The organism is Inquilinus limosus DSM 16000 (genome assembly GCF_000423185.1).
In the GTDB taxonomy this organism is placed as follows: domain Bacteria; phylum Pseudomonadota; class Alphaproteobacteria; order DSM-16000; family Inquilinaceae; genus Inquilinus; species Inquilinus limosus.
This window is the reverse complement of record NZ_AUHM01000025.1, coordinates 115429-129071: the sequence shown is the minus strand read 5'-3', so window position 1 is coordinate 129071 and position 13643 is coordinate 115429. Positions and strand designations below refer to the sequence as shown.

Here is a 13643-nt window from a genome sequence, read left to right as displayed (position 1 = left end):
TGTCCGGCGTCTGCTCGATCAGCCCCAGGATCTCCTCGGCATGGGCCTCGAGCCGCTGCGAGCGATGATCACCGCCCCGCGGTCGCGGCGCCACCGCGCCGGTACGCTGCCACTGCTCAACCCACTTGATCGCCGTCGAGGCGGCAACCCCGAAGCGCTTGGCCGCAGAGCGCCGCGTCATGCCGCCGTCCACCGCCCGAACCAGCCGGTCCCGGATGTCCATCGAAAGAGGTCGCGTCATGCAAGCTGGCCTCCCTCACCAGCCTGCATCTTGAATCAGAATTCCCAGCCTTCGGGAATCCCCCACGATTCCTGAAGATCGGAAAGTGCTCTAGAGCCGTTCCCAGCCAGCTCCTCGACATCGGATCGAGGGAAACGTCGGCGTTGAACCGATCAGGCCGCGGGGTGGTCTGTATCGACGGGTTGCCCGCCGCTGCGGCCGGGCTGGCGGTCCGATGATCGTGCACCAGCGCGCATAGGCGTAGATGGTTGCGGGTCCCCGCAACCAAGTCCAAAGCCCTCGTCTCCTGACGAGGGCTTTTGCTTTACGGCCCAACCCTGCCGCTGTCCCGCCCGAGCCCGCCGGCCTACCAGCCGGCGTCGAGGCCCAGCAGCCGCAGCGCCTCGTGCCGCAGTGCCGCCAGATGCGGATCGCCGCGGTGCCGGGGATAGGGGCGGTCGTTGACGATCTCGGCCAGGATCCGGGCCGGGCGGTCGCTCAGCACGATCACCCGGCTGGCCAGGATCAGCGCCTCCTCGACATCGTGCGTGACCAGGAGGGCGCTGAAGCCCCGGCGCTGCCAAAGATCGACCAGCTCGCCCTGCATGGTCAGGCGGGTCAGGGAATCGAGCTTGCCCAGCGGCTCGTCCAGGATCAGCAGGCTGGGGTCGTTGACCAGGGCGCGGGCCAGGGCCGCGCGCTGGGCCATGCCGCCGGAGAGCTGGCGCGGATAGGCACGGCCGAAGCCGGAGAGGCCGACCAGCCGCAGCGCCTCGTCCACCCGGCCGCGCCGGCTGCGCAGCAGGCCCTGCGCCTGCGGCCCGAGCGCGACATTGTCCCAGACCGTGCGCCACGGGAACAGCGTCGGGTCCTGGAACACCACGACGCGGGAGGGCGAGGTCGAACGGATCGCGGCACCATCGGCGAGGATCGCGCCGGCGGTCGGCGGCTCCAGCCCCGCCACCAGCCGCAGCAGGGTCGACTTGCCGCAGCCCGACGGGCCGAGCAGGGCGACGAACTCGCCCGGCTCGATCGTCAGCCTGATCCGGTCGAGCACCGGCAGCGTGGCGCCGTCCAGCTCGAACTGATGGCTGACGTCGCGGATCTCGATCCGCGCGCCCCGGGCCTGGGATTCGGGCGCCTCCTGGATTGCCGCCGCTACCATCGCACCACCCCCTTCTGCCAGGCCAAGAGCCGGTCGCGCAGCCGGAACAGCAGCGTGATCAGGCCGGAGAACACCAGCGCCATCGCGATCAGCGCCGCGTACATGCTGGAATAGGAGGCCCAGCCCTGGGCCCATTGCAGGTACCAGCCCAGGCCCGACTTCACCCCCATCATCTCGGCCGCCACCAGCACCGAGAAGGAGGCGCCGAGGCCCATGAACAGGCCGACGAAGACATGCGGCAGGGCGGCCGGGACGGCGACGCGCAGCACCAGGAAGCGTTGGCCGGCGCCGAGGGTGCGGGCGACGTCGTAATAGGCGCGGTCGACGCTGGCGACGCCGGACCAGGTCAGCACGGTGACCGGGAACCAGGTGGCGAGCGCGATCAGGAACACCGCCGCCGCCCAGCTCGACGGAAAGAAGAAGAAGGCGAGGGGCAGCAGCGCGGTCGACGGGATCGGCCCGAGGAGCCGCAGCACCGGATGCACCCAGTAGCCGAGCCGCTGCGACCAGCCGACTGCGACGCCGGTCAGGAAGCCGGAGACGGCGCCGAGGACATAGCCGCTGGCGAGCAGCCAGAGCGAGTTGACCAGGCTGTCGCCGAGCCGCAGCCAGTCGTCGGCATAGACCTCGACCAGCGCCTGCGGCGGGGCGAAGAACGGGACGGGGAGGAGGGCCAGCTTGGCCGTCACCACCTCCCAGACCGCGAGCAGCACCGGCAGCACGACCAGCCACGGCCCGGCGGGCCTGAGCCAGGCGAAGACCGGTCCCAGCCGCCGGCCCAGCACCGCCGCGGCGGCGAGGAGGGCGGCGAGGACGGCGACGCCGGCCGCGAATTCGGCGGTGTAGGCCCAGTCGGAGAAGCCGACCTTGCGGTTCGGCCATTGCCAGGTCAGCGCCGCCAGCGCCAGCCAGGCGACGGCGGCGACCAGCCCGGCGGTCCAGAGGCGGTCCGTCTGCGCGGGGCGCGCGGCGGAGGCCGGCGGCGCGCCGGCGAGGCTTTGGTCAAGCGAGGACATCGGGGGCGATCACCTTGGCGAATTCGGCGGCATCGGTGCCGGGGCGGATCACGCGGATCAGCTTCAGATCCTCGGTGAAGGCGGCGAGCTCGGCGCGCAGATGGGCGCCGGTCGAGGCGTGCTGGTGCGTGTGGCTGCGCAGGATCGCCTCCACATCCTCCGGCCTGACATTGCCGGGAACGAAGGGGGCGAAGATCTGCGCCGTCTCGGCCGGGTTCGCCGCGGTCCAGTGCTGGGCGTCGATGAAGGCGCGGGCCAGCGACGCCGCCACCGCCGGCTCGTCGCGCAGCAGGCTGCCGCGGATGCCCAGCACGCAGCAGGTCCTGGCGGCGTCATCGCCGTCCAGGTTGGTGGCGATCTCGGTCAGGCCGTCGCGCTCGCGCAGGAACCAGGCGTGCGGATCCTCGATGGCGGCGGCCTGGACCTCGCCCTTCTTCACCACCTCGGCGAACAGGTCGCCCGGATACTGCCGCCAATCGACCTGGTCCGGGTCGATCCCTTCCTTGGCCAGGCGGATGGCGAAGTAGTTCTTCACCGGACTGGCCTGGTCGGTGACGGCGACGGTCTTGCCGCGCAGGTCGGCGACCTTGGCGATGCCCGAGGAGGCCGGGGCCAGGAGGCGCATGCAGCCGCCATGGGTGCCCACGGCCAGCCGCACGTCGAAGCCCTGCTCCAGCGGCTTCAGCCAGCGCAGCGCCATGCCGATGCCGCCATCGGCGTGCCCGGTCGCGATCGCCTCCAGCAGCTGGTCGGTCGGGCCGCTGAACTGGATGTGCTCCACCTCCAGCCCGTATTTGCCGAAGAAGTCGCGCTTCAGCGCCACCGAGATCGGCGACTGGCAGACCGCGGTCTGGCTCCAGGCCAGCTTCAGCCGGCGCGGCGCGGCGCCCTGGGCCAGGGCCCGGCCGCCCGGCAGCGCGAAGGGGACGATGGCGCCGGCGGCAGCTGCGGCCCGCAGCAGCTTCCGGCGGGAGACGGTGCCGCAGCCGGAAATCGGGGAAACGGGCGCCGTCGAGGCTGTCCGGTGGTCGGTCATGCCTTGGTCTCGAGGTCTGGAATGGACGGCGTTCGGATGGAGTGTGTTCAACAATAACAAATTGATCAAGATATATTTTATTAACAACAATATGTATAAGTTAATTCCTGGCATCCCAGAAATGCCGAAGCCCTCTGGGTGGCCCTGGATCGCCGGGTCAAGCCCGGCGATGACAGGAGGAAGGCCTAGGACAGCACATCCGCCGTGACCGCGGCGGCGAAGGCGGCCGAATCGGTGCTGGGTCTCAGCACGTTGACCAGCTTCAGGTCGTCGGCATAGAGCGCGACCTCGCGTTCCAGCTCCTTCCCGGCCGGGTGGTGGGCGTAGGTCATGGTGTTCAGGATGGCTTGCAGGTCCTCCACCCCGGTCTTCGGCGCGATCGAGGTGCAGATCAGGGCCGCCGCCTCGGGGTTGGCGAGGACCCAGTCGGAGGCTTCGAGCAGGGCCCGGCTCAGCCCCGCCGCGGCCGGCCTGTTGTCGCGGATCAGGGCGCCGCCGATGCCGAGGACGCAGCAGACCCGCTCGCGGTATTCGCCCGACAGGTTGGTGGCGATCTCGACCAGGTCGGGCTGGGTCTTCTGCAGCAGGTAGAGGTTCGGGTCGCCGTCGGCGATCGCCTGGATCTCGCCCTTCTCCACAGCCAGGCCCAGCAGGTTGGCGGGGTATTGGCGCCAGGTGACCTCACGCTCGGGGTCGATGCCGTGCTTGGTCAGGTAGATGGCGAAGAAGTTCTTGCCCGGGCTGGCCATGTCGCTGACCCCGATGGCCTTGCCGCGCAGGCTTTCCAGCGTCGTCACCCCGGCGGCCTTGGAGCCGACCAGGCGCGAGCAGCCGCCGTGCAGGCTGGCGGTCAGCTTGACGTCGAAGCCCTGCTCCAGCGCCTTCAGCCAGCGATGGATCATGCCGACGCCGGCGTCGGTCTTGCCGGTGGCGATCGCCTCGAGCAGCTGGTCGGTGGAGCCGGCGAAATTGATCAGCTCGACATCCAGATTGTGCTTCTGGAAGAAGCCCTGGGTCACCGCGACCGGGATCGGCGACACGCAGACCGCGGTGGCGTTCCAGGACAGGCGGATCGGGATCGGCTGCGCCGCGGCGCTCTGCGCCCACACGCCGGTGCCGAGACCGGCCAGCGGCGCCGCGGCCCCGGCCAGGCCGGCGGCGCGCAGCAGGTCGCGGCGGGACAGGTCTGTTCGTGCCATGGGATGTCCTCCTCTTCGCGACGCGGTCATTCCGCCGCCACGGCGGCGGGCGCTTGGGCCTGGTTGAGCCGGATCTCGCCGGCGATCGCCTGCGGCCGGCGCAGCAGGTTCAGGATCGGGCAGTTGCGCTCCACCGCCTCGCGCAGGGCTTCGATCTCGGCCTCGGCAGCGGGAGAGGCGATGGACACGGCGTAGCGGAGGCCGTGCGGATAAATCGGCACGTCCTCGAAGCCGGGGGAGCCGGCGCGCGGATCGATCGTGCCGGTGACCTCCAGCTCCAGCGACTCGAGCGACACGCCGAGCGCGGCCGCCTGGATCAGGAAGGTGTGGGTCAGGCAGCTGCCGAGCACGCCGAGCTGCAGCTCCGGCGAGCTCGGGCCCAGGTCGTAGCCGGCGAAATCGGCCTCGCTGTCGCTGATCACCTGGAAGCCGCGGATGCGGATGCGGCGGACGCCGCTGCGTCCTTCGGCCCGCACCCGCGCCGTCAGCGTCCTGGGGCCGGCCTCGCCGGCGGCGATACGGGCCTGGCGGGCGGCGATCGCCTCGCGCTTCTGGCCGAGATACTCGTTCAGCGTGCTCATCCTCGGGTCCTCACTGGGTGACGAGCAGGCCGGCGATCCGGCCTTCTCGGCGGTGGAACAAGCATCGGCGGCGTATCGGGAGAGAGGGCGGAAGGCCCGCCGTCAGGGCGCGGGCCGGATGGCACCGTAGGTGCCGCGCCAGTAGAGCAGGGGATCCGGTCCGCGGGGGGCCGTGCAGAGCCTGCACCCGGCCGATCAGGATGCCGTGGGAATGGCGCTCGATCCGCTCCTCCAGCACGCAGTCGAAGGCGACCAGGGCGTCGGCCAGGATCGGCGCGCCGGTCGACAGCTCGACCCAGTCCGCGCCTTCGAAGCGGGCCGCGCCCCTTTCGCCGCCGCGCCCGGCGAAGCGGTCGGCGATCGCCCGCTGCGACGCGGCCAGCACGCTGACGCCGAAATGGCCGTGCCGGACCAGCAGCGGCCAGGCGGAGGCCGAGCGGTTGACGCAGAGCAGCACGGTCGGCGGATCGACGGATAGCGATACGACCGAGGTGGCGGTCAGGCCGTTGCGCTCCGCCCCGCGCCCGGCGGTGACGATGCTGACCGCCCCGGCCAGGTGGCGCATGGCGCCGCGGAAGGCGTCGCCGCTGACCGCCGCTTCTTCGGCCTCGGCCAGAGGCTCCAGGCCGGCGCCGGCCAGGGCGAGAAGGGTGTCGAGGCTCATTTCCGGTTCAGCTCCGCCAGCACCGGGTCGTTGAACGACCGGTCGAGGATGTCATTCGCGTCCAACTCGGCCCGGATCAGCCCGGCGCGAAGGTAGAGGTCGATCGTCCGCTGTTCGTCGGCGACGACCGCGTCGTCGATCGCCACCGGGCGCACGTCGCGCCGTGCGAAATACTGCAGCGCCACCTGTTCCGGCAGGCCGACCAGCTTGCTCCAGCTCGCGGCGTAGGCGGGGTAGTTGGTCGTGCCCCAGGCGCGGGCCCGGGCCAAGCGGCCGACGAAATCCTGCAGCGCCGCGCGCCTGGCCTCGATCGCGTCGGGGCGGGCGACGAAGAAGCCGAGCCCCGGGGTGATGCCGACGCCGGTGACGACGCGCCGGGCGCCCTCCTGCAGCTCCAGTTGCGAGGTGTAGGGCTCCCAGGTCGACCAGCCGTCGATGGCGCCGCTGGACAGGGCGGCCTTGGCCTCGGCCGGCAGCAGGAACACGATGTTGACCGCGTCGGGCTGCAGCCCCGCCTGTTCCAGCGCCGCCAGGATCAGCTGGTGGCCGATCGAGCCGCGGCCGGTGCCGATGTTCTTGCCGACCAGACCCTGCAGGCCCCGCACCGGCGAGTCGCCGGGCACGACGATGGTGAGGCCGTCCTGCTTCGACCGGATCGCGGCGATCGCCTTGACCGGCACCCCCGCGGCTGCGGCGAAGGTGAAGGGCGCGTCGCCGACGCTGCCGGCGTCGATCGCGTCGGCGTTCAGCGCCTCCAAGAGCGGCGCCGCCGCCGGGAATTCGCTCCATTCGATGCGGTAGGGCAGATTCGACAGCTCGCCCGCCGCCTCGAGCACCGCCCGGGCGTCGCCCTTCTGGTCGCCGATCCGCAGCACGGTTTCGGCATGGGCGGCGCCGGCGGTCGCCAGGGCCAGCGCGAGGCCGGCCAGGATGCGCTTCATTTTGGAAACTCCAGGTAGGGCCGGCTCACTCCGCCGCCGTCGCGTTCGCCCGCGCCCGTTCGGCGACCAGCTTGCGGGTCAGGGGGATCAGCTCGCGGCCGTAGTCGATGGCGTCGTCCAGCGGGTCGAAGCCGCGGATCAGGAAGGTGGTGACGCCGAGGTCGTAATAGTCCAGCAGCGCGTCGGCCACCTGCTCCGGCGTGCCGACCAGGGCGGTGGAGTTGCCCTTGGCGCCGGTGAGGGCGGCAATGCCGGTCCACAGCCGCTTGTCCAACCGCGGGCCCTGGGCGGCGGCAGCCAGCAGGCGTTGCGACCCGGCATTGGCGGGCTCGGTGGTGCGGCGGTAGCCCGTCTGGTCCTGAACCGCGCGCGCCTGTTCCAGGATCGCGTCGGCGCGGGCCCAGGCCTTCTCTTCGGTCTCGGCCAGGATCGGCCGCAGCGACAGGCTGAAGCGCAACTGCCGTCCGTGCTTCGCCGCCGCGGCCCGCACCCGGCCGGTCAGCTCGCGCACCTGGGCGTGGGTCTCGCCCCACAGCGCGTAGATGTCGGCATGCTTGCCGGCCACTGCGATCGCCGCGTCCGAGGCGCCGCCGAAATAGACCGGGATGTGCGGCGTCCGCACCGATTTCACGGCGGAGAAGCCGCGCTCGAAGCGGTAGAACCGGCCCTCGTGGTCGAAGGGCGCGTCGCTGGTCCAGATCTTCCGCAGGACCCCGAGATACTCGTCGGTGCGGGCGTAGCGCTCGTCCTTGGTCAGGAAGTCGCCGTCCTGGCGCAGCTCGGCGTCGTCGCCGCCGGTGATGATGTGCACGGCGACGCGGCCGCCGGTCAGCTGGTCCAGCGTCGCGAACTGCCGCGCCGCCAGGGTCGGGGCGGTGAAGCCGGGCCGGTGCGCGATCATCAGCCCGAGGCGCTCGGTCACCGAGGCCGCGTGGGCCGCGACCAGGATGCTTTCCGGCGACGTCGAGTGGAAGGCGACGAGGGCGCGGTCGAAGCCGGCCGCCTCATGCGCCCGGGCGACGGTCTCGATGTAGGAGACGTCGACCACCGGCCCGGAGGCCGGGCGGGTCTCGGAGAAGTCGCGGGTGCCGATGAAACCGATGAATTCGACGCTCATGGCGAAATCCCTTCGATGTCAGAGGCCGAGGGCGAGGCGGCCGGCGGCGATCCGCACGGCATCGTCCTGGGGCGTGTGGATGCGGGCGCACAGCACGTCGCGGTAGTGCCGCTCCAGCGGGTTGGTGCGGGCCAGGCCGGGATTGCCGGTGAGCCGGACGGCGGTCTCGACCGCGGCGATGGCGTTGCCGGTCACGGTCAGCTTGACGATGCCGCTCTCGTTCGGCGCCGGCGGGCGGCCGTCGTCGACCTCGCGGGCGGCGCCGGCGATCAGCCGGGCGTTGACGGCGAGGCGGGTCTCGATCTCGCCCACCGACTCCTGCATCCGCGGCAGGGTGGCCAGGGGCGCGCCGAGATTGGCCGGGGTGCGGGTCTTGAGGAAGCCGACCAGCCAGTCGCGCGCAGCGCGGGCGATGCCGTCATAGAGCGCGCCGATCAGCACCGCGCCCCAGGCGGTCTTCACCGGCTCCGCCGTGCGCCAGGCCTCGGGCGGGCGCAGGTCGACGGCGTGGTCCAGCGGCACCAGCACGTCCTCCAGCACCACGTCGTGGCTGTTGGTGGCGCGCATGCCGAGCTGATCCCAGCTCTCCACCACCCGGATTCCGGGCGCCCTGGCCGGCACCAGGATGGTGCCGACGCGGGGCTCGGCCTCGTCGGTCGCGGCCCAGACCGCCAGCCAGGACAGGATCGGGATGCCGGTCGAGAAGATCTTGCGGCCGGAGACGCGCCAGCCCTCCGGCGTGCGCCGCGCCACCGTCGCCGGCAGCCCGCCGCGGGAGGGGGAGCCGAGCTCCGGCTCCACCCTGAGGGCGTTGATCAGCGACACGCCGGATGCCGCCTCCCGGCCCAGCCGTTCCGCCAGATGCGCCGGCCAGCCGCGCTCCTCCAGCGAGGCGTGCTGCAGGTACTGCATCGACAGGACGAGGGCGGTCGACGGCTCGCCCCGGGCGATGCCGCCGATCACGGTCGCCGCGTCCCGCAGTCCGCCGCCGCGGCCGCCGAAGCGGCGCGGCGTCGCCAGGGCCAGCAGGCCTTCCTCGGCCAGCCGCTGGAAATTGGCGAAGGGAAAGGCGGCGCTGCGGTCGTATTCCGCCGCCGTCCCGGCGAACTCCGCGGCCAGGGCGGCGACGGTCTCGGCCAGAGGCGGCGGTTCGTCGACGCTGCGCAGCGGCTGCTCGGGTCGGGCCATGATTCAGGCCCCGGCCGGGGCGGGGACCGGATGGCCGGCCGGCACGGACCGCCCGGCGGGGCGGTGGGCGGCCGGTGGCGCCTCGCCCTCGAACTCGTCGACGCCGAGATCGGCCAGCAGCTTGCTGCGCAGCCGCACGAAGCCGGGATCGCCGTGGCGGCGCGGCCGGTCCAGCGCCACCGGGATGTCGGTGGCGATCCGGCCCTCGGCCAGCACCAGCACCCGGTCGGCCAGCAGCAGCGCCTCGTCGACATCGTGGGTGACCAGCAGCACCGCCGGGCGGTGCGCCTGCCACAGCGACCCGACCAGCCCCTGCATCTTCATCCGGGTCAAGGCGTCCAGCGCGGCGAAGGGCTCGTCCAACAGCAAGAGGCGCGGCTCGCGCACCAGCGCCCGGGCCAGAGCAGTGCGCTGAGCCTCGCCGCCCGACAGGGTCAGCGGCCACGCGTCGATCCGGTGCGAAAGCCCGACCTCCTGCAGCGCCGCGACGGCGCGGTCGCGGGCGACCGGCCCGGAGAGGCCGAGCGCGACGTTGCGCCAGACGCTCTTCCACGGCAGCAGCCGCGGCTCCTGGAACACGACGGTGCGCTCCGACGGCACGGCGACGGTGCCGGCCGGGGCGGGATCGAGACCGGCGAGCGTGCGCAGCAGCGTCGATTTGCCGGAGCCGCTGCGGCCCAGCAGGGCGACGAAGGCGCCGTCGGCGATATCGAGGTCCAGCCCGTCGAGGACGTTCGGGCCGCCGAAGGACCGGGTCAGGCCGCGGATGCAGACGACGTCCGGACGGGCGGCGGCGGACTCGGTGTCGGGCCGGTGGCGTGCGGCGGAGAGGGGCACGGGGCGGATCCTTTGAGAAGTTCAGGCCTTCACGAAGCTGGGGCGCCAGCGCAGCACGCTGCGCTCGATCAGGCGGACGAGCTGGTCGGCGCCGAGGCCGAGCAGCGCGTAGACGATCAGGCCGACGAAGATGATGTCGGTGCGCAGGAAGTCGCGCGCGGTCATCACCAGGTAGCCGATGCCGCTGGAGGCGTTGATCTGCTCGCCGATGACGAGGCTGAGCCAGGCGGAGCCGAGCGAGTAGCGCAGCCCGACCAGAGCCGAGGGCAGGGCGCCCGGCAGGATCACCTGACGGATCAGCTCGCGCTGCGACAGGCCGAACACGCCAGCGGCCTCGACCAGCTTGGCGTCGACGCCGCGGATGCCGGCGAACAGGGTCAGGTAGATCGGGAAGGCGGAGCCGAGCGCGACCAGCGCGATCTTCGGCGTCTCGCCGATGCCGAACCACAGGATGAACAGCGGCACCAGCGCCAGAAAGGGCAGGGTGCGCAGCATCTGCATCGTGGCGTCGACCAGATCCTCGCCGCGCCGCGACAGACCGGCGATCAGCGCCAGCCCGGCGCCGACCGTGACGCCGATGGCGAGCCCGGCGCTGACGCGGCCGAGCGAGACCAGCAGGTGCTGCAGCAGCTCGCCCGAGGCCAGCAGCGTCCAGAAGGTGCCGAGAATGGTCAACGGCGAGGCGATCGACCGCGCCGGGATCAGCCCGGCGGAGGAGCCGGCCTGCCACAGCAGCACGATGACGAGGGGCGGGATGAAGCGGCGGAACCGCTCGATCCTGGCCGCGAGGGCGCCGGCGGGCTGGGGCAGCGAGAGTGTGGCCAAGGCGATGTCCTGTTGCCGGGGAGTCGGGGAGGCGACCGCGGGCGTCGCTCGTCCTGTAGATCATGGGCGATGGGATTTCAGAGTCAATGTGAATCTGAAATTAATATCTAGACAATATTGTATAATATGTAGAGGATTGATCTGTATGGATTTTGTGATGGGGCTGGTGCCGGGGTGCTGGCTTACGGCCGGGATCGCATGGCAGCGATGCCGGATGATTGCACATCCGTAAATTGTTTTGACGGCGCTTTTGCCGCTATGACAATGGCCTTTCCCGACCGGCCGGATCGGCCCCTGGAGTCGCCATGACCAGTCTGAATGGCCGCTTGGCCGAGCACGACATCGATTCCCTGTTCCTGCGGCGCTGGTCGCCGCGCGCCTTCACCGAGGAGGCGATCCCGGAATCGGAGCTGCTGCGCTTCTTCGAGGCGGCGCGCTGGGCGCCCTCGGCCTACAACGCGCAGCCCTGGCACTTCATCTATGCCCGCCGCGGCACGGAGCGCTGGCCGGTCTTTCTCGACATCCTGAACGAGTGGAACCGCGGCTGGGCGCAGCACGCGGCGGCGCTGGTGATCGTCGCCTCGAAGACCCGCTTCGACCAGCCGGGCAAGGGCGAGACGCCGCTGCCGACGCATGCCTTCGATGCCGGCGCCGCCTGGTCGAACTTCGCGCTGCAGGCGCTGCTGTCCGGCTGGCACACCCACGGCATGGCCGGCTTCGACCGCGACAAGGCGCGGGCGCAGCTGGGCATCCCGGCGGACTACGCGGTCGATGCCGCGATCGCCGTCGGCCGCCTCGGCGACCGGTCGACCCTGCCGGAGAGCCTGCAGGCGCGCGAGCATCCCAGCGGCCGCAAGCCCCTGGGCAGCATCGTTTCCGAAGGGGTGTTCCGGGCCGGGTGAGGCGACGGCCGATACTCGCTGCTCAACCTTCCCCGGCCAGCCCGAACGGGCTGCCGGCCGACGCCTTCGCTTCCATGAACAAAAAACGATAAATATTTGTATTTTATATCATAATGATCGCGAGGTACGGTGAATTAGGCGGGCCAAAGGATGAGCCCTGCTGTGCCGGAGGCGTCTGCTGCGCCGAAAGTACATCATGAAATTGATGATCAATGGCTTCGCACATCCGCGGAAGGGGTAGTCGTGTCGATCAACATACGCTTCAGCTGCATGGCGGCCCTGGTCGGCGCGATGCTGGCCGCAGGCCCCGCCCCGGCGGCCGATGAGACGCCGGTCAAAGGCGGCACGCTGATCTATCTGGAGCAGCAGGCGCACACCAACCTGTACCCGCCGGCGGGCGGCTTCTACCCGAACGGCGGAATCCTGAACCAGATCACCGACAAGCTGACCTGGCAGGATCCGAAGACCCTCGAGATCAAGCCCTGGATCGCCGAGTCCTGGGCGGTCAATGCCGACGCCACCGAATACACGTTCAAGATTCGGAAGGGCGTCACCTTCTCCGACGGCACGCCGCTCGACGCCGACGCGGTGGCGAAGAACTACGACACCTACGGCCGCGGCAATCCGGCGCTGAAGCTGCCGGTTTCCGAGGTCATCAACAACTACGACCGCAGCGAGGTGGTCGACCCTTATACGGTGCGCTTCTTCTTCAGGAAGCCATCGCCCGGCTTCCTGCAGGGCACATCGGTGATCGGCTCGGGCCTCGTCTCGCCCGCCACCCTGGCGCGTCCCTTCGACGAGCTGGGCGACGCCACCAAGATCATCGGCTCCGGCCCCTTCGTGGTCGAGAGCGAGACGCTGGGCAAGGAGCTGGTGCTGAAGGCGCGGCCGGACTACGCCTGGGGCCCGGCGCCGCTGGCGCATCAGGGCCGCGCCTATCTCGACGGCATCCACTACATCGTGACGCCGGAGGACAGCGTCCGCATCGGCGCGCTGCTGGCCGGCCAGGCCGACTTCATCCGCCAGGTCCAGGCCTATGACGAGCCGCAGGTGCAGGACCAGGGCTACACCGTCTATGCCGCGCCGACCCGCGGCGTGAACAACAGCGTGGTGTTCCGGCCGGACAACCCGCTGGTGGCCGATCTCCGGGTGCGGCAGGCGCTGCTGCACGCGACCGACAGCGACGAGATCGTCGGCACGCTGTTCTCCGAGAACTATCCGAAGGCGACCTCGATCATCGCCTCGACCGCGCTGGGCTATGTCGACCTCTCGGCCAAGCTGACCCATGACGAGGAGCTGGCGAAGCGGCTGCTCGACGAGGCCGGCTGGGCCCTCGGCTCCGACGGGCTGCGCCACAAGGACGGCAGGACGCTGGAGCTGACCGCCTATGAATCGCTGCCGCAGCCGCAGAACAAGGAGACGCTGCAGCTGGTCGCCCAGCAATGGGCCCGGGTCGGCGTCAAGCTGAACGTTCTGGCCGGCGATTCCGGCAGCGCCACGGTCGACAATCTCGACCCGGAGAAGACGCCGGTCTCGCCGGCCATGGTCGGCCGCGCCGACCCGGACGTGATCAAGAGCCAGTACCACCCGGCCAACCGCGACGTGCTGCGCCAGAAGGGCGGTGCCAGCACCAAGGTGAAGAGCTTCGTCGACGACAAGCTGAACGGCCTGCTGGAGGCGCTGGCTTCGGAACCGGACAGCGCCAAGCGGCTGCAGATCGCCGGCGAGGTCCAGGCCTATGTCCTCGACCAGGCCTACGCCATCCCGATCTTCGAGGAGCCGCAGGCCTATGCCGGCGCCCCCTACGTCAAGGGCATCGCCTTCGAGGCGGTCGGCCGGCCGTACTTCTACGGCACCTGGCTGGCCGAGCACTAAGTGGCGGAAGGAAGATCCGACCGATGCGTAGCGGCACCACAGCCCTCTTCCAAGGTAGCGTTGCCCCGCCGCGCCTT

14 protein-coding genes are annotated in these 13643 nt (G+C 70.8%); 2 read left to right on the top strand and 12 right to left on the bottom strand.

The genetic code is table 11. The annotated features are described in order from the left end of the window. From G537_RS0121765 to G537_RS39190, 12 genes are all read right to left on the bottom strand, one after another. The coding region (locus G537_RS0121765; RefSeq protein ID WP_026871918.1) for a helix-turn-helix domain-containing protein at positions 1-241 on the bottom strand (241 nt) is incomplete at its 3' end. A 346-nt stretch (positions 242-587) separates the two neighbouring features. Further along, the gene (locus G537_RS0121760; protein WP_026871917.1) at positions 588-1385 is read right to left on the bottom strand and encodes an ABC transporter ATP-binding protein; all 798 of its coding nucleotides are present in this window, start codon (positions 1383-1385) and stop codon (positions 588-590) included. Next, positions 1379-2401, bottom strand: a complete 1023-nt coding sequence (locus G537_RS45100; protein WP_026871916.1) for an ABC transporter permease — start codon at positions 2399-2401, stop codon at positions 1379-1381. The genes G537_RS0121760 and G537_RS45100 overlap by 7 nt, the downstream gene beginning before the upstream one ends. Beyond that, on the bottom strand, positions 2388-3437 hold the full coding sequence (locus G537_RS0121750; protein WP_081688964.1) for an ABC transporter substrate-binding protein: 1050 nt from the start codon (positions 3435-3437) through the stop codon (positions 2388-2390). The genes G537_RS45100 and G537_RS0121750 overlap by 14 nt, the downstream gene beginning before the upstream one ends. Positions 3438-3622: 185 nt before the next feature. Then, a complete protein-coding gene (locus G537_RS0121745) occupies positions 3623-4636 on the bottom strand; it encodes an ABC transporter substrate-binding protein (RefSeq protein WP_026871914.1) in 1014 nt (337 codons plus the stop codon). Positions 4637-4662: 26 nt separating this feature from the next. After that, entirely contained in the window at positions 4663-5217 is a 555-nt protein-coding gene (locus tag G537_RS0121740) for an OsmC family protein (protein WP_026871913.1), read from the bottom strand. 10 nt (positions 5218-5227) lie between these two features. Continuing rightward, a complete protein-coding gene (locus G537_RS39200) occupies positions 5228-5881 on the bottom strand; it encodes a flavin reductase family protein (protein WP_051248825.1) in 654 nt (217 codons plus the stop codon). Then, on the bottom strand, positions 5878-6822 hold the full coding sequence (locus G537_RS0121730) for an ABC transporter substrate-binding protein (RefSeq protein WP_026871912.1): 945 nt from the start codon (positions 6820-6822) through the stop codon (positions 5878-5880). The genes G537_RS39200 and G537_RS0121730 overlap by 4 nt, the downstream gene beginning before the upstream one ends. A 25-nt stretch (positions 6823-6847) precedes the next feature. Continuing rightward, positions 6848-7939 carry an LLM class flavin-dependent oxidoreductase gene (locus G537_RS0121725; RefSeq protein ID WP_026871911.1) on the bottom strand — a complete coding sequence of 364 codons (1092 nt, stop codon included), beginning with the start codon at positions 7937-7939 and terminating at the stop codon, positions 6848-6850. 18 nt (positions 7940-7957) lie between these two features. Beyond that, positions 7958-9127 carry an acyl-CoA dehydrogenase family protein gene (locus tag G537_RS0121720; RefSeq protein WP_026871910.1) on the bottom strand — a complete coding sequence of 390 codons (1170 nt, stop codon included), beginning with the start codon at positions 9125-9127 and terminating at the stop codon, positions 7958-7960. Positions 9128-9130: 3 nt separating this feature from the next. Next, entirely contained in the window at positions 9131-9964 is an 834-nt protein-coding gene (locus tag G537_RS39195) for an ABC transporter ATP-binding protein (protein WP_081688963.1), read from the bottom strand. 21 nt (positions 9965-9985) lie between these two features. Beyond that, positions 9986-10789, bottom strand: a complete 804-nt coding sequence (locus tag G537_RS39190) for an ABC transporter permease subunit (protein WP_051248823.1) — start codon at positions 10787-10789, stop codon at positions 9986-9988. Positions 10790-11094: 305 nt separating this feature from the next. Between G537_RS39190 and G537_RS0121705 the strand changes: the two genes are divergently transcribed. Both G537_RS0121705 and G537_RS39185 read left to right on the top strand, forming a co-directional pair. Further along, on the top strand, positions 11095-11691 hold the full coding sequence (locus tag G537_RS0121705) for a nitroreductase family protein (RefSeq protein ID WP_026871909.1): 597 nt from the start codon (positions 11095-11097) through the stop codon (positions 11689-11691). Positions 11692-11934: 243 nt separating this feature from the next. Further along, a complete protein-coding gene (locus G537_RS39185) occupies positions 11935-13566 on the top strand; it encodes a TIGR04028 family ABC transporter substrate-binding protein (protein ID WP_245579073.1) in 1632 nt (543 codons plus the stop codon). Positions 13567-13643 lie beyond the last annotated feature (77 nt).

Coding starts and splice junctions, on each gene's coding strand:
- G537_RS0121760 (WP_026871917.1), bottom strand. CDS start 1,385: ATGGTAGCGGCGGCAATCCAGGAGGCGCCCGAATCCCAGGCCCGGGGC.
- G537_RS45100 (WP_026871916.1), bottom strand. CDS start 2,401: ATGTCCTCGCTTGACCAAAGCCTCGCCGGCGCGCCGCCGGCCTCCGCC.
- G537_RS0121750 (WP_081688964.1), bottom strand. CDS start 3,437: ATGACCGACCACCGGACAGCCTCGACGGCGCCCGTTTCCCCGATTTCC.
- G537_RS0121745 (WP_026871914.1), bottom strand. CDS start 4,636: ATGGCACGAACAGACCTGTCCCGCCGCGACCTGCTGCGCGCCGCCGGC.
- G537_RS0121740 (WP_026871913.1), bottom strand. CDS start 5,217: ATGAGCACGCTGAACGAGTATCTCGGCCAGAAGCGCGAGGCGATCGCC.
- G537_RS39200 (WP_051248825.1), bottom strand. CDS start 5,881: ATGAGCCTCGACACCCTTCTCGCCCTGGCCGGCGCCGGCCTGGAGCCT.
- G537_RS0121730 (WP_026871912.1), bottom strand. CDS start 6,822: ATGAAGCGCATCCTGGCCGGCCTCGCGCTGGCCCTGGCGACCGCCGGC.
- G537_RS0121725 (WP_026871911.1), bottom strand. CDS start 7,939: ATGAGCGTCGAATTCATCGGTTTCATCGGCACCCGCGACTTCTCCGAG.
- G537_RS0121720 (WP_026871910.1), bottom strand. CDS start 9,127: ATGGCCCGACCCGAGCAGCCGCTGCGCAGCGTCGACGAACCGCCGCCT.
- G537_RS0121705 (WP_026871909.1), top strand. CDS start 11,095: ATGACCAGTCTGAATGGCCGCTTGGCCGAGCACGACATCGATTCCCTG.